Below are 17989 nucleotides of genomic sequence, written 5' to 3' on the forward strand. Positions count from 1 at the left end.
CCTATACCTGGATGTCCGCCAGCTTGCGGACGATCCCCATCCCGATCGACATCCACAGCACGCAGAAGCCGATGGTCAGGAGCCCGATGACGCTGAAGTAATAGGCGTTCATGACCTCGGGCTGGAAGATCCACATCAGCCCCATCATGCCCCAGGGCATGATGCCGACGACGATCGCCTGGATGCGCTGCTGGGCGGTCAGCGACTGGGCCTTCTCTTCGAGCTTGCCCTCGTCGCGGATGTTCTCGACGATGCGGTCGAAGATCTTCGTGAGGTTTCCGCCGACGCTGCGCTGGATGATGACGGCCTTGATGAGGTAGGAGACCAGGCGGCTGGCGATGCGCTCCTCCATGCCGAGCAGGGCCTTCTCGAAGGGCGTGCCGAGCTGGTAGTTCTTGATGACGAGCCCGAACTCCTCGGAGATCGGCGGCACGAGGTCGCGCTGAACGAGCTCGAAGCCCTGGACGATGTCGAGGCCCGACTTCAGCGCGTTCGACATCAGGATCATCGCGTCCATGAGCTGGGCCTCGACGCGCTTGCCGCGGCGCAGGCGGATGCCCGTGAGCACCCACTCCGGGGTGCGGATGCCGAGGTAGATCCCGGCGGCCGTGAAGATGACGAGCCCGAAGATGTTCAGGGTGATGATGCCCAGCAGCAGGCCCACGGCCATCGGCGTCAGGATCATGTACTGCACCTTGACCGTGACGAACTGCCGGTTGAACTCGTTGGCCCAGTGCTTGCCGCGCTCGATCTGGCGGTCGATCTCCCCGTAGAACTGGTCGGACTTGGACTGCCCGTAGAGCCAGCCGGCGAGGAAGATGAACGTGAGCCCGAGGAGCTTGAGGAAGAGGGGCCCGAGCTGTCCCGCCGCGGAGGGCTTCATGGGCGGCTCGTACCCGCGCGGAGCGCGGTGCAGGATTTGAAAGACCTGATGGGTGAGGGTTCCGACGGCCATCACCGATTCCTGGTAGCGCTTGGGGTCCTGGCTCGTGAGCGCGTCGAGCGTGGACTCCATCTCGCGCAGGATGAGGTCGTAGCAGGCGAGCAGCGCGCGGCCGCGGCCGCCGAGGGAGTCTCCGAGGCGCGCTCGGTAGAGGCGGTCGAGCGCCATCTGGAAGCGCACGCGGCTGTCCTCGTAGTCCTTGATCAGGGCGCCGGGAGCGGTGAGCGTCCCGTTGAACTCCGGAGGGAAGGTCTTGCGGGTGTGCTCGAAGTACTCATAGAGGACGGAGACCGGCGCCTGCCAGAGCTGCGCCTCGTTGAGGATGCCCTCCTCGGGGTCCTGCCAGACCGGACGGCTGAGCATCGCGTCGAGGATCTCGTCGACCCAGGCCGGCGGCTTGAGGTTCGGGTCGCGGTCCTTCTTGAAGTAGTGGTAGATGTACTGCGCGCGCGCCTCGGCGCCCTCGTTGGGGTCGACGAGGTAGCTGATCTGCTGGCGCGTGAACTGCGCGGCGGCGGGCGCGGCGAGCGCCGGCGCGAGCAGCAGGAACGCGGCCAGCGCGCTAGACCGCATTGCGGGCCTCGAAGCGCGCCATCTCGGGGTTCTTCTTGAAGAGCTCGACGGGGACGTTGACGCCGGCGAGCTTGAACTCCTCATAGAAGTGCGGCGGCTTGCCGCAGCCGGAGAAGAAGCCCAGCGACTTGCCCTGCTCGTCGACGCCGGTCTGGATGTACTTGAAGAGGTCCTGCGCGAGGATCGTGTTCTGGTCGCGGCCGGTGACCTCGGTGACCCAGGTGCAGCGGCGCACGCCGTCCGGGAAGCGGGTGATCTGCACGACGAGGTGCACGGCCGAGGCGATCATCTCGCGCAGGGCCCAGATGGGGAGCTCGGCCGAGGCCATCATGCACATGGCCTCCAGGCGGGTCAGCGCGTCGCGCGGGCTGTTCGCGTGGATCGTGGCGAGAGAGCCTTCATGGCCGGTGTTCATGGCCTGGAGCATGTCCAGCGCCTCGGAGCCGCGGCACTCGCCGACGACGATGCGGTCGGGACGCATACGAAGGCAGTTCTTCACGAGGTCGCGGATGGTGACCTCGCCCTTGCCCTCGATGTTCGGCGGGCGGCTCTCCAGCCGCACCCAGTGCTCCTGGATCAGCTTGAGCTCGGCGGTGTCCTCGACGGTGATGATGCGCTCGTCCTCGGGGATGGCCGAGGAGAGCATGTTGAGGAAGGTGGTCTTCCCGGTGCCGGTACCGCCCGAGATGATGACGCTCTTGCGGATCTTCACGCAGTTCTGCAGGAACTCGAGCAGCTCCGGCGTGAGGGAGCCGAAACGGATGAGGTCCGCGCCGGAGAAGGGCTTCTTGGAGAAGCGCCGGATGGTGAGCGTCGGCCCGCTGACGGCCAGCGGCGGGATGATGGCGTTGACGCGGGAACCGTCCTTCAGGCGCGCGTCGACGAGCGGCACCGACTCGTCGATGCGGCGGCCGATGGGCGCCACGATGCGCTTGATGACCTGGATGATCTGCTCCTCGTCGCGGAAGCGCAGGGGCGTGAGCACGAGCTTGCCCTTCTGCTCGATGTAGACCTTGTCCGCCGCGTTCACCATGATCTCGTTGACGCTGGTGTCGCGCATGAGCTCTTCCAGGGGTCCGAGGCCGAGGATCTCGTCGAGCAGCTCCATGACGAAGCGCTGGCGCTGGTCGCGCGAGAGCGGGAGGTTGCTCTCCTTCTGGAGCAGGGACTCGATGATCGAGGCGATCTTCGTGCGGATCTCGGCGTTGCGCTCCTCCGACTCGGTGATGCGGATGCGCTCGGTCTCCATCGCCGTGACGACGCTGCCGTGCATGCGCATCTTGAGCTCGTCCCAGAAGGCCGGGACGTCGCCCGCCTTCGCGACGGCCTTGCCCTTCGCCGCCTCGACGTCTCCGGCGGAGCGTCCGCCGACGGCGGTCTCCGAGGCCTTCCAGAGCATGTTGGAGCCCGCCGCGAACTCGTGGTCCTCGACCGAGGAGTAGCTCCAGGCCTTCGGCGAGGGCCGCGTCTCGAGCACCTTGCCGAGCATCGGGCGCAGCGCCTTCACCCAGTCCGAATGGGGCTGCTCGACGACGAGGATGCGCCCGGTGTTCGCGAACTCGGGGAGGAGGTCCTCCCAGGGCATGTAGGAGAGCACCCGCCGGTTCATCGTCGCGAAGAAGCGGTCGACCTCTTTGGGCGCCAGCGCTCCGGGGAGGTTCGCCTCGTTGAGGACGATCTCGAAGCGCTCGAGCGGGAAGTGCAGGGCCTTGAATTCCTGGAAGAGCGAGTAGGTCGCCTCGAAGTGGCTGCGCTGGGGCAGGCAGGTCCAGAACACGAGGTCCGCGAGGTCGAAGGAGAAGACCTGCATCGGGAAATAGGGGTCGACGTCGAGGAAGAGGTCGTAGGACTGCGAGAGGCTCTCGAGGATCGGGATGACGACGTGCGGGGAGACCTGGAGGACCTCGGCGCGCTTGGCCGCGAGCGGCAGCACGCCCACGCCCCACTGCGAGATGGGGATGCGGCCCTTGAGGAGCTTCCCGAGCACCGCGACGTCCTTGCCGACGAGCTGGGTGAGGCTCGCGAGCGTCGGCGGCTGCAGGCCGAGCTGAAAAGCGAGGTCGTTGCGGCAGAGCGGGTCGAGGTGGACGATGAGGACGTTGCGGCTCTGCGTACCGGCCCAGGCGAGCGCGAGGTTCAGGGCGATCGTGGACTTGCCGACGCCCTCCTTGGGTCCGGAGAAGACGACGACGCGCCCGCTGACGCGGGGCTGCGTGGCCGTCGCGGGCCGCGGCATCCCGGCCGGGACCGGAGGCGAACCGCCCGCCGGGACGGGGGGCATGGAGCCCGGAGCCCCCCCCTGGGGGCCCGGTCCGGTCATCGGAGGGAGGTCGTTCGCCATGCGTTCTTCCTACTTGACGATCTCGAAAGTGACGAACAGGAAGAGCGACTTCTGCTCCTCGATGATGCTGGTCGTGGTGAAGAGGCGTCCGATGATCGGCAGGCGGCCGATGACGGGGATGCGCGTCTGCGTCACGTTCTTGTTGCTCGACTTCAGGCCGCCGATGACGATGGTCTCTCCGCTCTTGATCTCGACCTCGGTCTGGATCTGCCGCGTGACGATCGAGGGGACCGCGGTGTTGCCGACGGTCACCGGCTTCGAGAAGTCGGGATTGGAGACCTCCAGCTGCATCTGCGCGTCGATGTAATCCTTCTTGTTCGGGTTCGCCACCGGAAGGATGTTGAGGATGACGCCGAACTTCTTGAACTCCACGCCGACGCCCTGGTTGTTGGTGACGGGATAGGGCTGGTCGCCGCCGACGACGAAGTTCGCCTGGGTCGCCGACTTCGTGATGACCTTGGGGTTGGAGAGGAGCTGCGCCTTGCCCTCGGTCTCGAGAAGCTTCAGCGAGGTCTGCAGCTGCGTGAGGCGCTCGAAGTCGCCGATCTTGATGATCCCGGGGATGGGCGCCTTCTCGGCGAAGTTGATGCCGGTCTGGAAGGGCCCCCAGCTGAAGCCCACGTCCTTGGAGATCGAGCCGCTGATCTCCACGACGTCGGCGCTGACGGCGATCATCACGTCCTGGGCCTCGCCTCCGCCCTCTCCGCCGCCCCCCCCTCCGCCCTCTTCCTGGGCGTAGGCCCGGGGAAGGGTGAGGAGCAGGACGAACGCGAGGACGAGCCGCCCGGCGCTTTTCCGCGCCTCCCTCCACGCACTCCTCTGTTGCCGTTCCATGGTTGCCGTACCGTTGTCGTGCGAGTTTAGAGCGTCGCGATCACCGGAAAAGCTTTCGGAAGCTCGCCATCTCCATCGGGTGCATCTCGACGTCGCCCAGGCCGCGCAGCAGCGGCGTGATCTCGCCCTGCTTCATCGCCAGCGAGAGGTACTGCGCCTCGTTGGGGTTGAGGGCGACGCTGAGGATGCCCTTCTCGGCGAAGGCCGCGTTCTGCTGCTCCTTCTGCTCCTTGTCGGCGAAATCCTTGGACGCCATGCCCTGGCCGAGGTTGCTGCCCACGCCGAGGACGAGCACGTTCTGGAGGATGGTCGCCGTGACCTTCTCCTTGCGGCTGTCCTGCATGAGCGCGTCGAAGGTGACGAGCACGTCGATGCGGTCCCCCGGCTTGATGAGCTTCAGCATCTCGTTCTCGACCGGGATGACCGCGCCGCGGTAGCCCGGGGGGATCTTCACGCTCAGGCCGGCGGTCGGGGAGAGGGAAGTCACCAGCGACTGCGCGATCTGATTGCCCTTGGGGATGCGCACGCGGGTCACGAGGTTCGTGATGAGCTTGATGTCCGACTGGGTCTTGATCTCGAAGGCGTCCTGGGAGACGAACTTGCGCGGGACCGCCTGCGTCTGCACGAGGTCCTCCTTGAGCAGCGTGCGCTCGGGGAGGTCGACGCGGGCGACGAGCACCGTCGCGTTCTCGAAGGACTTCGAGAGCTGCTTCTCGCGGCTCGTGAGCACGAGCAGATAGAGCGCCGCGGCGGCGACGGCCAGCACCAGCGGGATCATCATTCCTTTCTTTTCCATATGCCGTCTCCTTTCCTCGAGCTCCTACTTGAAAAGCGGCCGTTCGATCGGCATGCGCACCGTCGCCTTGAGCAGGCGCGCCTTGCGTCCCTGCGTGTTCCCCAGCACGACCCCCGTCAGGGGGAAGACCATCGGGACGGCGCGCCGCACCTCGATGGCCACGTCGTAGTTCATGCAGCCTTCCTGCTTGTCCAGCAAAGTCGGGATCGGCCCGTACATCACGGCGGTGGCGGCGTTCGGAGATTTGAACATCGCCTGCGTGACTTTCTTATAGTCGTTGGTCAGCTGCGGCGCGGCGCAGCTGGCGCTCGGGACCGTCCGAGCCGTCAGCGACGCCATGCGCGCCGCCTCGTAGGCGGCGTGGTGGAGAAGGATCGTGTGGAAGGCCAGCAGTCCGATCTCCATGATCGTGAAAACGAGGAACAGGAACACCGGCAGGATCAGCAGGACCTCGATGAGCACCTGTCCGCGCGCTCGACCGCCCCTGCGCACCTCGCTCCTGACCACCCCTCCCCCCTGCCGCCGTCCCCCAAGGGGACGGCGGCGCCACCGAACGGCGTCCGCCGGCTTACTGTCCGGAACCGACCGTGGACGCGGCGCCCGAGATCATGGCCATGATCTGGTTGAAGACCTGGCTGATCTGCGGCTTGAACATCTTGCCGATCACGAGGATGACGCCCACGATGACGGCCAGCATCATCAGGTACTCCACCGTGTTCTGACCGCGTTCGCTCCGGATCCACTGCTGCAGCTTCCGCACGTTCGTCATGGCGTTCCTTCCCTCCTTATACCGTCAGCGTCCCGATCGGTCGACCGCTAGTAGTACGCGGTCAGAATCGCTACGCCGGCGTTGGTGAACAGGCGCTTCGTCTGCGACGAGAGCAGGCGGTACAGCGTGGTGAAGATGAACAACAGCATCAGCGTCATCAGCAGATACTCCACCAGGGCCTGCCCTCTGCGTCCGAAACGCATGTTCCTCCGAGTCTATCAGAATTTCACCTTCAAAGACATCATGTCCGCCGTCCCCAGCGCGCCCATGGAAATCAGCGAATAATCGAACGCGACGCCGTAGCCGAACGCCTGCGCGGTGTAAAGCCCGATGCCGAAGCTCCAGCGCGGGGAGCCGACCAGCGGATAGAGGAAGCTGCGGTCGTTCTGCATCACCTGACCCATGTCGTCCGAGTTCTGGAAGCCGGCACGCAGCTGGACCTGGCCCACCTGGAGGAAGTCCTCGGGCAGCGTGAACTCCGCCCCGATGCCGGCGCGGGTGGCGTTGTCGCTGGCCTTGCTGAACTCGGCCGAGAGGGTGAGCATCTCCATGAGCCGTCCGGAGGCCCCGAAGCGGGAGATCTGGGCGACCTTGCTGCTCCCCGCCCCGAGGTTCTGAGCGGCGAAGCCGAAGGTCACCGAGGAGTTGGGCCGGAACAGGGCGCCCAGGTCGCCGACCAGCGAGCTGCGCGTCGTCCCGGCGTTGTCCTCGTGCACGCCCTTGAGGCTGGCGCCGAGGAAGACCTTCTCGTACCAGAAGGAGCGCGCGGCGCTGAAGGTCGCGAAGCCGTCCTGCACCCGCACGTCCGTCTCGTCGGTCCTTCGGCCGAGCTCGTCGCGGGCGTCGAAGCCGTCGATGGAGAGGTAGGCGAAGTTCGCTCCGAGCACCGTGCGGCCCAGCGGGTGGGCGTAGCCCATGTACATGGGAGAATCGATGTTCTGGATGTAGCGGTAGTAGGAGTAGGCGAACTCGCGCTGCTGCGCGAGCGCGAGACCCGCCGGGTTCCAGGTCAGGGCGTCCGCCCCCTCGGCGAGGGACACGTAGGCGCGCCCCAGGGCCAGCGCGCGCGCGCTGCCGAGGCCGAGCTTCATGAAGGAAGCCCCGCCCGTGCCCGCGGCCGGGTCGATGGCGCGCGCCGGCGCCGCGCACAGGAGCGCGCAGCCCAGGGTCCAGGCGAAGAGTCGAGTCGTCGCTCGCGTGCTCACGGGATCAGCACCTTGCGCACGCTCTGCAGAGGCGTGCGCTCGCCGCGGGTCGGATCCTCGCGGATGAGCAGGAAATAGACGCCGGGGGCGACCGTCCTCCCCGCGTTATTGGTCTTCGTCCAGGCGAAATCGACGTAGGTGTCGGAGGCCTGCGCGCCGAACTCGCGGTTGAAGACGTACTCTCCGGCGAGGTTGTAGATGCGGATGGAGACCTTCGCCTCGACCGGCACGTAGATATGGAGGTTGGCGGCCGAGCCGCGCACGGGGTTCGGGTAGACGATGCTGTTGTTCTCGAAATCCCCCGCGGGGTCGGCCGAGCCGCTGCGCACGACCGGGACCTCGGCGATGATGAGGTCCTCGGCGAGCGAGGCGCCCACCCGGACGTTCCCGCTGATGCCGTCGATGGCGGCGAGGTCGGTCGAGGCGACGATCTTGAAGAGATAGTTCCCGTCGGGGACGATGGTGAGCTTCTCGTCGGTCCCGTCCCAGATGTCCGAGATCTCGGTGCGCGCCGGACGGACGCCGACGATGCGCTTGACGAGGCTCTGGCTCTCGGGCGGGAAGGGGTTGCCGTTGCGGTCGAAGGAGGTCCCCGGCTTGTAGATCTTGATGACCGCCTTCATCGTCTCGGAGACCTGGTAGGCGATGAGGGCCGAGCCGGCGTCGGGCCGCAGGGGGCTGACGGCGACGTCGTAGACGCGCAGCGGGTTGACGGAGATCGTCTGCTGCGAGGTCGAGCCCGAGGAGAGGACCGAGGCGAGGTCCTCGGCGATGGCCTGGACGGTGTAGAAGCCCGGCGTGACGAAGTTGCCGGCGTCGTCGCGGGCGTCCCAGAACTCGCGGTTGAGGATGTTCGCGTCGCGCACCTGCCCCGAGATGAGGGTGCGGATGATCATGGGCGCGGCCGAGGTCGTGAGGATCTGGATGGTCACCGACGACTGGCGCGTCAGCGAGTATTCGACCTGATACGGCGGCAGGGCGATGGTCTGGCTCGAGTTGAAGAGGGTGGGGATGGTCGGCGTGACGTTGAAGATCGGGAACACGATCGAGCCGCGCGCCACGGTCACGTTGCCGAGGATCTGGTCGGTCGCGAAGTAGCGCGGGGTCGTCGTCGACTGCGCCGCGAGGATGAAGACGTAGTTCCCGTCGGGCACGAAGAGTCCGTTGCGGTCGCGGCCGTCCCAGAACTCGGTGATCTTCAGGCGTCCCGGCCGCATGCCCTTGATCGTGATGATCGGGGACACCGGCACGCCTCCGTTGGTGACCTGCCCGCAGGCGCCTCCGGGCTCGATGACGCCGCAGGGCGGCCAGAGCGTCGTGGAGCCGGTGACGATGGTGCCGGGCGGATAGAGGCTCCACGCCGTCAGCATCGGCTGCGAGAGCTGGTAGCTCAGCGTGACGACGTCGGTCGCGCCGGTGAGGAGAGGGGTGTTGAAGACGTCCGCGATGCGGAAGAGGTTCACCGGGAAGAGCGCCGTCGTCGTCGACACTTTCGACGGGAAGAAGGGGTCGGCGGCCGTCAGCTGGGCGAGGTAGGTGCCGGAGGTGATCCACATCCCCGCGTCGTTGATGGGGATGATCCAGCGCTCGCGGTTGAGGAAGTTCGCGGGACGCTGCTCGTTGCTGACGAGGGTCTTGATCAGGTTGACCCCGGTGGCGTCGAAGATCTTCAGCGAGACGACGGCGTCGCGCGAGAGGGTGTAGCTGAAGGTGAAGGGGTCGAGCCCCGCCACCGACGGAGAGGAGCCGATGACGGTCGTGGCGGGTCCGACCTGGCTGATCGTCACCAGGCCGCGGGTGATGGCGAGGAAGCCGCTCTTCGCGTTGGTCGACCAGATGCGCTTGTCGTTGTTGTTGCCGAGGAAAGCGAAGCCGTTCTGCGAAGGCATCGCGGCGTAGACGACGAAGACGTAGTCGCCGTCGGGCAGGATGTTCCCCGCCTGGTCGCGGCCGTCCCAGATCGTGAGCACGGAGCGCCGGTAGTCCTTCTGCTCCTCCATGTGCCGCAGCACCGGGGCGGCGACGGCGTTGAGCCGCGCGTTGAAGTTCTTCGGCGAGTTCCCGCCCTGATCCTGGCAGGTGGCGTTGATGCCGTTGAGCGGGGAGTCGTTGCAGCCCGCGATGGCGGAGAACTGGGTCCCCGGAGGGAAGATGTCCACGTAGACGACCGCCGGCTCGGTGATCTGGTAGCTGAGCACGGCCAGGGAGGTGGACTGGTCGGTGAGCGGCTGCACGCGCAGATCGGTCACCTGCAGGGTGTCCAGCGCGACCTGGCGGGTCACCGGAATGCTCAGGTCCCAGCCGTACTGGTCCCACGACCAGGCCTGCAGGGTCGCCAGATAGACGCCGGGGGGCGCGAGGTCCCCGTTGTCCCAGCGCCCGTTCCAGGAGTCCCCGTTCTGCAGGGTCCCGGAGGGCGTCCCCTCTCCCACGCGCGGGATGGCGGGCACGACCGAGCGGACGACCGGGCTGACGGTGCCGGCCGTATTATGGATAGTGAGGTACATCGTGGCGTCCTTGGAGAGCCGGTAGGTGATGTTGTAGGGCTCCGCGGCGACGCCGGTGAGGTCGCCGACCACGGTCGGGGTCGTGCGGACCACGTGGAGGTTGACGACGTCCACGGTGATGGGCCGCTGGTCGACGTAGGTCCCGTCGCCGTCCTGGGTCGCGCCCGAGGGGTAGGCGCGGGTCATGGTGATGTTGATGTTGCCGGCGGTCGGGCTCGTCTGGTTCGTCGCCACCGTCGCGCGGAAGCCGAACTGCCCGTTGGTCTTGCCGAACTCGCCGAGGATGTTGTAGGAGCCCTCCCACATCACGCAGGTCGGCGGGAGCAGGGCGGGAGAGGTGTCCGAGTTCGAGCCGGCCGGGATGATGCCGGGGTTGTCCACGAAGAAGGTGCGCAGGGGCGGCGCCGACTGGGTGTCGAGCGGGTTCGTCGCGCTGCCGAACTTGAAGATCTCGAAGTTGATGTAGTCGAGCGCGATGTCGGCCGACCCCGACTGGTCGTTGGCCCAGCCGATGGAGGCGCAGAGGAATACCTCGGAGTTGCAGATGTTCGCCGTCGTGACGCCCGCGGGCTTGGCCGCGCCGTTGCAGGTCGCGGTGGGCGTCTGGTCGAACTCGATGTGCGGCTCATTCGAGATGTTGCCGTTGCCCGGGGCCATGTTCGCCGGCGGCGCGCTGCAGGTGAAGCGGCCCTGGCCGTCGATGCTGACGTTGGCGGGGTTGCAGACGTAGAGGCGGTTGATGAAGACCTGCTGCGCCGACGCCGGCGCCGCCCGCACGACGAGCAGGGCGGCCGCAAGGCCGGAAAGGAGCGTAGCGCGCGCGAGTGCGTTCTTCATGCAGGTGTCATGGCCGTACGTGGAGAGTTTAACGCTCCGGCTTTGCTGATTTGTTAATGGGCGGTTAAGAAATTGTTACGCGAGGTGGGCCCGCCCGTTTCCGCGGGCGTCCGGCTCGGCCCCTAGAGGTTAGCAAGGACGGGGGGTCTGGTCGCGGGCCTTTCGACGGAGCCATGGGATGGGCCCATAGCCCCCCCTCGTTCACCGACGGATGACGAAGCGGCGCAGCGTCGCGGCGGCCTGACCGGGCGCCGCGGGCGAGAGGCCCCAGAGCTCGAGCTGCCGGCGCCCCCCCTCCCCGGAGGAGAGCATCAGCGAGAGGCCCTGCAGGGGCGCGGCGAGCGGCGCGGACTTCACGAGCTTGAGCTCGTGTCCCTCCGTCTTCAGCACGACGAGGCGGCGGCCCTTGGCGTCGTAGACCCAGAGCTCTCCGCCCTGCCAGGCCATCGCGCCCGGCACGAGTTCGGGGTCCGCGCGGTACTGTTCGGCGGCCGCATCGCCGCCCTCGCCGAGGTGACGGTAGAAGACGCGGGTGACGGCGTCGTAGGACCAGAGGTTCTTCCCGTCGTGCGCGACGGCGGTCGGCGCCGGCCCGGGCGTGGGCCAGACGACGCGGACGTCGGAGGGACGCCCGATCGCGTGGCGGACGACGCGGCTCTGCGCGGAGTCGATCGAGTAGAGGCCGTCCCCCGAGAGCGCGAGCGCGACGGGGTGATAGGTCCCGGCGGGAGCGGCCCGCATGCGCTCGAGGCCGCGCGCGGGGTCGGCGGGGTCGAGGAGGGTGAACTCCCCGGCCCAGTCGCAGACCCACAGCAGCGAGCCGTCGTAGGACATCCCGGTCGGAGAGGCGACGGGGAGCGCGACCGACGAGATCGGAGTCACGACGAGGCGCCCCCACCAGCGGACGGCGGGCACGAGCGCGGCGCCGAGCAGCACCGCGGCGAGCCCCGCGAGGACCGGACGCCAGGGACGGGAAGGGGCGACGCGGGTGACGGCGGAGGCCGCCGGCGGGGGCGGCGCGGGCGGGGCGGCGGCGGGCCGCTCGGCGGCGGAGCGCAGCAGCCCGGCGACGCGCTCGCCGGCCTCGGAGGACTTGCGCAGGGCCTCGGCCATCTGCGTGGCGTACTGCGTCTCGCGGCCCTCGGCGTCCTGCATCTGCGCGTGCCAGGTCTCGCGCTCCTTGCGCAGCTTCTCCTCCCAGGAGGAGAACTCCTGGCGCTGCGCTTCCCAAGTCGAACGCTCGCGGTCCCAGAGCTCCTGCCACTGCTTGCGCTCCTCCTGCCAGAGGTTCTGCATCTGATTGAGCCGGTCCTCGGCCTCGCGCACCTTCGCGATCGCGGCCTCGCGCTCCTTCTCGGCCGTCTCGCGGTCGTGGCGCTCCTGGAGCAGCTGGGCGAGGGTCTTCTCGACGGCGCCCTTCGCGGCCTTGAGGTCCTCGACCGCCTTGCGCCCGGCGGCCGACTCCGTGCCCGCGCACCGCGAGGCGCGCTCGGCCGCGGAGCGCAGCTCCTGGAGGTCGAGCAGGTACTGCTGCTCGCGCTCGGACCACTGCCGTTCGAGCTCGCGCCAGCGGCCGGCCTCGGCGGCGAGCCGGGCGTTGGCCTGTTCGGCGAGCGCGCGCAGGGAGCTCTCCTCGAGGCGGAAGCGCTCGTCCTGGGCCTTGAGCCCCTTCTGCGCCTGCTCGAGGCGGGCGGCCATCTCCAGGGTCTGCTGGTAGACGACCGCGTCCTCGCGCTGGGACTTGCGGCGCAGGCCGGCGAGCTCCTGCTCGGCGGCCGCGTGACGGGCGCGCAGGTCCGAGAGCGTGGCGTCCTTGGTCTCCAGCAGCCGGCGGAACTCCTCGAGCTGGGCGCGGTGCTGGCGCTTCATCCAGGCCATCGTCTCGGCCGTCGCCTCGCTCGTGATGGAGGGCGCGTCGCTGGGGATGGGAGGACCGAAAACAGGGGACGCCGGCGCGCCGGGCATGCCCGAAGTCACGCGCGACCAGAGTCCGTCCAGCTCTTTCTGCAGCTCGTCCGGATTCATCCTGTGCGATTATACCGGGACTGCCGCGGTTTTCTATTACGGATTTGTTTAAGCGCCGGTCCCGGTCGGGCTTGGGGAAGCAGGGACTCCGGGGAATCCCGGGCCTATCGCCGCTGAAGTCTCTGGAGCTCCTGGTTGGCCTCGCCGAGGTCCACCCCGGTGCCCTTGAACTCGTTGAGGATGCGCTTGAGGCGCTCGCTCAGCACGAGCTCCGAGGCGCCCTGGAGCTTGAGGTCCTGGTAGGCGTGCCAGTCGTCGGTGAAGCGCAGCTGGTGGTTGGCGCGGCGCATGCGCTCCTGGTCGGCCTGCATCTTCTCGAAGTTGCGCTGGGCCTCGCGGCGGCGCTCCTCGAGTTCGCGGAGCCTGATCTCGCGCTCGAGGGTCCGCGCCTTGTTCTCCGCCTCGCCGCGGCCGGCGGTCTCCGAGGAGAGCTGCTTGCGCACGAGGTCCATCTCGTCGCGCAGGGAGCGCAGCTCCTCGGCGAGCTTCCACTGCTTGACCTCGGCGGACTCCAGGGCCTTGGCGAGGTCGCGGCGGTAGCCGATCTCGGACTTGAGCAGGGCCTCATACTCGTTCTCGGGGTTCCAGGTCCCGAAGCGGTAGCTGAGGCTCACCGCGTGGCTCCAGCGCGAGCCGTTGGAGAGCGGGATGCGCAGCGCGTAGTCCACGCGTGCGCCCAGGCGCCGCCAGCCGGCGCCGAGGCTCCAGGAGCGCGCCAGCCCGCCGATCGTCAGGCCCGAGCGCGCGGCGAAGGAGCCGTAGCCGGCCGTGCTCCAGCCGCACTCCGTGCCGAGCGACGAGGAGTAGGAGGTGCGCCGTTCGTAGGAGGGCTCGCGGGCCGTCAGGTCGAGCAGGACCTTGTAGCGGCGCATCTGCTGGGCGAAGCCGAACTTCGTGATGAAGGGCGCGCGGTCCGGGACCCCGGGAAGGTCCATGCGGGGCCCGTTGACGTTGAGCATCGAAAGGCCGAGCGCCTTGTCGTCGCTCAGCTTGAGGTAGGTTCCGAGGTCGAAGGCCGCGCGCATGATCGCGCCGCCCGGCTCGCGCCCGGCATGACCGAGGCCCTTGAGCGCGAAGCCCGCGTCGAGCGTCGCCGCGCCGATCTCGCGCCAGTTGCGCGTGCCGTAAGCGATCGAGGCCGAGCGGTCGAGCGCCCTGCGGCCCACCGCGTCGTGGGTCCAGAAGACGCCGAGCGCCCCGTCGGCCGAGGGCCTCAGCGGGATGCCGAAGCCGAAGGCCATGCCGTCGATGTCGGCGGGAGCGGCGGCCGCGTTGTAGAGACGGCGGGAACCGAGCTCGACCTCGGAGCGCTCGAGGCGTCCGAGCGTCGCGGGGTTGGCCGCGGCCCCCTGCAGGTCGTCGGCGAGGGCGGCCGAGGCGTCGCCCATGCCCATCGTGCGGGCCCCGAAGCCGATGTCCTCATAGGCGGCCCGGGCCGGGAGCGCGAACAGGATGAGCGCGGCGGTCGCGGCGAGATTCCTCATGGTTGTGCTCCCTTCGCGGCTTCGACGCGGCGGCGGCTGGTGAGCCCGTCGCGCCCCTTGGATTTGACCCAGTAGAGCGCCTCGTCGGCCCGCCTCAGGAGCTCCTCCGGGGTGCGCCCGTCGTCGGGGTAGCAGGCGATGCCGATGCTCGCCGTGACCGCGAGCGCGCCCGTCTTCGAGAACTCGACGGGGATGCGCAGGCGGCGGATCTGTTCGAGCAGGCGCGACATGATGGCCAGCGCGTCCTCCTCCTTGGTCTGGGGGAGGAGCACGAGGATCTCGTCGCCGCCGTAGCGCGCCGGGAAGTCGAGCTTGCGCAGGTTGCGCAGGATGACCCCTCCCACGGCCTGCAGGACGGCGTCGCCGATCTGGTGACCGTAGGTGTCGTTGACGGGCTTGAAATGGTCCACGTCCATGATGGCCAGCGCGAGCCCGTGACCGAAACGCTCGGCGCGGTAGAGCTCTTCCTGGAGGCGCTGATCGAAGAAGCGCCGCACGGGCAGCCCGGTGAGCGAGTCGTGCAGGGAGAGCGCCTGCACCTCCTCGAAGAGGCGCGCGTTGTCCACGGCGAGGGCGATCTGCCCGGCGAAGGAGCCGAGCAGCGCCGCGTCGACGGCGCCGATCGGCTGCTGGGAAAGGAGGTTGTCGGCGATGAGGAGCCCCGTCTTCTGCCCCTGGACGACGAGCGGCAGGCCGAGGATGCGGTCCTCGTGCTGCTCCATGAGCGCGTCGCCCCCGTCGCCGTTGAGGGCGCGCACGAGCCGGTGCTCGGAGGCGAGCGGGACCTCCTCCTCGCGCAGGGTGAGCACGCGGCCCCGCACGTCCACGCTCAGCTCGCCGCGCAAAACGCGCGCCTGCCGGTCCACGAGGTAGAGTCGCACGCGGTCGAAGCCGAAGAGGCGCGCGACGCCCTGGAGGATGACGCGCAGGCCGTCCTCCACCCGCATCGAGCCCGCGAAGACCGCCGAGACCTCGTTCATCGCCTTCAGACGCGCGAGGCGCTCCGCGGACTGCTCGTCGGTGAGGGCCTGGTGGAGGTTCTGGGCGAGCTCCTCGGCGAGCAGCGAGGCGAACTCGCGCTCGCGCGGGGTGAACGGATGGCCGGAGAGCCGCTCGAGGCGCAGCACCGCGCCCGCGCCGGGCCGGGAGCCCTCCCAGCGCAGCGGGACGTAGAGGACGGGGTGCGGGGAGGCGAAGGCCAGGTGGCGCCGCTCCCCCTCGGCCAGCCGCCAGAGCGGCGCGGCGTCGTCGAGGTGGATCTCCTCGTCGACCTCGATCCAGCGTCCGCGGTCGAGGCAGAACTCGAGCCGCAGGGTGCGCTCCCCCCCTGAGCAGCTGAACGCGCAGAGGCGGTCGACGGGCAGCTGGCGGATGATCAGGCCGAGCGCGTGGACCATGAGGTCCTCGGAACCGGAGAACGGCCGGTTGAGGGCCTTGTGGAAGAGGTAGAGCGCCTGGTTCACCTGCGGGAGCCGTTCACGCATAGAGCGAAAGGACCGTGTCCATCTCCGAAGCGGCGTGCGCGAGCATGTTCTTCAGACCGTCGTGCGAGAAGCCGCCGGCGGCGACGGTGCGCAGCATGCGTCCGAGCGAGCGCTCCAGCATGCGCCCGAGCGTCCCCGAGAGCGGGAGGTTCGGCATCGTGCGCGCCGCGGCCAGCGAGGTCCGGAAGGCCTCCGCGCAGGGACCGGCGCCCTCGAGGGCCGCCGCGAGGTCCGCGCTCCGCGCCGGCAGCGCGGCGATGTCGCGCGCGTAGTCCGCGGCCGCCTCGCCGCAGAGGAAGCGGAGCAGACGCACGGCCTCCTCGGGGTGCGCGCAGCCGTCGAGCACCGCCAGGTGGCGGGCGGCGAGCAGCGTGGCGGCGGGGAAGGCGCTGGCCCCCACCGGCGGCGCTCCGCGCCGCAGGGACCGGCAGGCGAAGAGGCGGGAGGAGAGCTCGAGCGCGCAGGTCCCCTCGCGCAGCCCCGCGGTCGGGAGCCCCGCGGGCCCGTGCAGCGGGATCCAGCGCTCCGCGAAGAGCTCGAAGTAATCGAGCATGCCCCGGAAGGCCTCGTCGCTCCCGAAGGACGTGCGCTTGCCGTCGGGCGAGAAGAACTCGCCGCCGCGCGACCAGACGAAGGGCGCCACGTGCCGCCAGCGCGCGACCCCGCGGGAGCCGGGATTGGCGAGCGGATGGGGCCGGCCCGGCTTCGCCAGCCGCCGGCAGGCCTCGCGCAGGCCCTCGGCGCCGCCGAAGCTCTCCGGGCGCACGCCCGCGCGCGCGAGGAGGTCCTCGCGATGGTAGAGCACCGAGGTCTCCATCCACCAGGGCAGCGAGAAGACGCCGCCGCTCCCCGGAGGCGAGGAGTGCTCGCGCAGCGGAGGGTGGAACTCGTCGAGAGAGGGGACCTCCTTGGAGAGGTCGGAGAGCAGGCCGAAGCGGGCGAGTTCGGCGGTCCACTGCGAGGGGAGCGCGACGACGTCGGGACGCGGCTGCAGGTCCGGGTTCTTGACGAGGCGCAGCAGGTGGCTCCACATCGACGCGGCGGTGCGCACCGCGAACTCCACGCGGGCGCCGGGGCAGACGCGCGCGAAGGCCGCCAGCCGCGGTTCGAGCGCGGCGGGCGTCTCGTAGCCGGAGTCGGGGAGCAGCCAGAAGCGGAGGACTTTCACGCCCAGCTCCGCACGGCGAGGGAGGGTTCGACGGTCTGGGAACGCGGCACGCGCCCGCGGCGCAGGCGCTCGGCGCCGACGAAGGCGATCATCGCCGCGTTGTCGGTGCACAGGGTCATCGGCGGGAACAGGACCCGCAGTCCGCGCGGGGCGCGCTCCGCGAAAGCCGCGCGCAGGCGGCCGTTGGCGGCCACGCCCCCGCCCACGACGAGGCGGCGGGCGCCGATGCGGCGCGCCGCGGCGAGCGCCTTCTCCACGAGCGTGTCCACGACCGCCTCCTGGAAGGAGGCGCAGACGTCGGCCTGGAAGCGGCGCGGGAACGGGCGCTTCATGCCCGAATCCCGGACGTGGTAGAGCACGGCGGTCTTCAGGCCCGAGAAGGAGAAGTCCCAGGTCCCGGGGAGGGTCGGCCGGGGGAAGCGTACCGCGCGCGGGTCCCCCTCGCGCGCGAGCCGGTCGACGAGCGGCCCTCCCGGATAGCCCAGACGGAGCAGCTTCGCGACCTTGTCGAAGACCTCTCCGGCGGCGTCGTCGCGCGTGCGCCCGAGCACGCGGTAGCGGCCGGGGGAACGCACGGCGATGAGCTCGGTGTGTCCCCCGGAGACGATGAGGGCGAGACAGGGCCAGGGTGCGCGCGACGAGAGTCCGGCGGCGAGCGCGTGCCCCTCGAGATGGTTGACGCCGACGACCGGGAGCCCCGCCGACCAGGCGAGCGTGCGCGCGGCGACTTTGCCGACGAGCAGCGCCCCGGCGAGCCCGGGGCCCTGCGTGTAGGCCACCGCATCGAGCCGCGCGAGGCCCTCGGGCGTCGTGCGGACTCCGAAGGCGTCCTTCAGCGCGCGCGCGACCACCGCGCAGACCCGCTCCATGTGCGCGCGGCTCGCCAGCTCGGGGACGACCCCGAGGTACTCCTCATGCAGGGCGGCCTGCGACGAGACGACGTTGGAGAGGATGCGGCCGCCGTCGAGGACGGCCGCCGAGGTCTCGTCGCAGGAAGTCTCGATCCCTAGGATCTTCAGTTTT

Annotated in this window: 14 protein-coding genes; all 14 read right to left on the reverse strand. The window is 69.2% G+C overall.

The genetic code is table 11. The features are described 5' to 3' along the window. Position 1 precedes the first annotated feature (1 nt). Positions 2 to 1516 (reverse strand): type II secretion system F family protein, encoded by a 1515-nt coding sequence (locus WC969_12405; GenBank protein MFA6030650.1) that lies wholly within the window; start codon positions 1514 to 1516, stop codon positions 2 to 4. Beyond that, positions 1506 to 3857 carry an ATPase, T2SS/T4P/T4SS family gene (locus WC969_12410; protein ID MFA6030651.1) on the reverse strand — a complete coding sequence of 784 codons (2352 nt, stop codon included), beginning with the start codon at positions 3855 to 3857 and terminating at the stop codon, positions 1506 to 1508. Before WC969_12410 ends, WC969_12405 begins: the two co-directional genes overlap by 11 nt. A 9-nt stretch (positions 3858 to 3866) precedes the next feature. Next, on the reverse strand, positions 3867 to 4691 hold the full coding sequence (locus WC969_12415) for a type II and III secretion system protein (GenBank protein ID MFA6030652.1): 825 nt from the start codon (positions 4689 to 4691) through the stop codon (positions 3867 to 3869). Between the two features lie 40 nt (positions 4692 to 4731). Further along, positions 4732 to 5487, reverse strand: coding sequence for a Flp pilus assembly protein CpaB (gene cpaB, locus WC969_12420; GenBank protein MFA6030653.1), 756 nt, complete (start codon positions 5485 to 5487; stop codon positions 4732 to 4734). A gap of 24 nt (positions 5488 to 5511) precedes the next feature. After that, positions 5512 to 5994, reverse strand: a complete 483-nt coding sequence (locus WC969_12425; GenBank protein ID MFA6030654.1) for a TadE family protein — start codon at positions 5992 to 5994, stop codon at positions 5512 to 5514. A gap of 61 nt (positions 5995 to 6055) precedes the next feature. Beyond that, a complete protein-coding gene (locus WC969_12430; GenBank protein MFA6030655.1) occupies positions 6056 to 6256 on the reverse strand; it encodes a hypothetical protein in 201 nt (66 codons plus the stop codon). A gap of 47 nt (positions 6257 to 6303) precedes the next feature. Beyond that, positions 6304 to 6459: a hypothetical protein gene (locus WC969_12435; GenBank protein ID MFA6030656.1), complete on the reverse strand. Its 156-nt coding sequence runs from the start codon at positions 6457 to 6459 to the stop codon at positions 6304 to 6306. A 15-nt stretch (positions 6460 to 6474) separates the two neighbouring features. Continuing rightward, positions 6475 to 7461, reverse strand: a complete 987-nt coding sequence (locus WC969_12440; GenBank protein ID MFA6030657.1) for a hypothetical protein — start codon at positions 7459 to 7461, stop codon at positions 6475 to 6477. Beyond that, positions 7458 to 10805: a hypothetical protein gene (locus WC969_12445; GenBank protein MFA6030658.1), complete on the reverse strand. Its 3348-nt coding sequence runs from the start codon at positions 10803 to 10805 to the stop codon at positions 7458 to 7460. The genes WC969_12440 and WC969_12445 overlap by 4 nt, the downstream gene beginning before the upstream one ends. Before the next feature lie 201 nt (positions 10806 to 11006). Then, positions 11007 to 12830 carry a hypothetical protein gene (locus WC969_12450; GenBank protein ID MFA6030659.1) on the reverse strand — a complete coding sequence of 608 codons (1824 nt, stop codon included), beginning with the start codon at positions 12828 to 12830 and terminating at the stop codon, positions 11007 to 11009. Positions 12831 to 12934: 104 nt separating this feature from the next. Beyond that, a complete protein-coding gene (locus WC969_12455; protein ID MFA6030660.1) occupies positions 12935 to 14314 on the reverse strand; it encodes a hypothetical protein in 1380 nt (459 codons plus the stop codon). After that, positions 14311 to 15798, reverse strand: coding sequence for a diguanylate cyclase (locus tag WC969_12460; protein ID MFA6030661.1), 1488 nt, complete (start codon positions 15796 to 15798; stop codon positions 14311 to 14313). The genes WC969_12455 and WC969_12460 overlap by 4 nt, the downstream gene beginning before the upstream one ends. Continuing rightward, positions 15791 to 16966, reverse strand: a complete 1176-nt coding sequence (locus WC969_12465; protein ID MFA6030662.1) for an extracellular solute-binding protein — start codon at positions 16964 to 16966, stop codon at positions 15791 to 15793. The genes WC969_12460 and WC969_12465 overlap by 8 nt, the downstream gene beginning before the upstream one ends. Continuing rightward, entirely contained in the window at positions 16963 to 17985 is a 1023-nt protein-coding gene (gene tsaD, locus WC969_12470) for a tRNA (adenosine(37)-N6)-threonylcarbamoyltransferase complex transferase subunit TsaD (GenBank protein ID MFA6030663.1), read from the reverse strand. The genes WC969_12465 and tsaD overlap by 4 nt, the downstream gene beginning before the upstream one ends. Between the last annotated feature and the right edge of the window lie 4 nt (positions 17986 to 17989).

Source organism: Elusimicrobiota bacterium (assembly GCA_041660925.1).
Classification (GTDB): Bacteria; Elusimicrobiota; Elusimicrobia; order UBA1565; family UBA1565; genus JBAZUV01.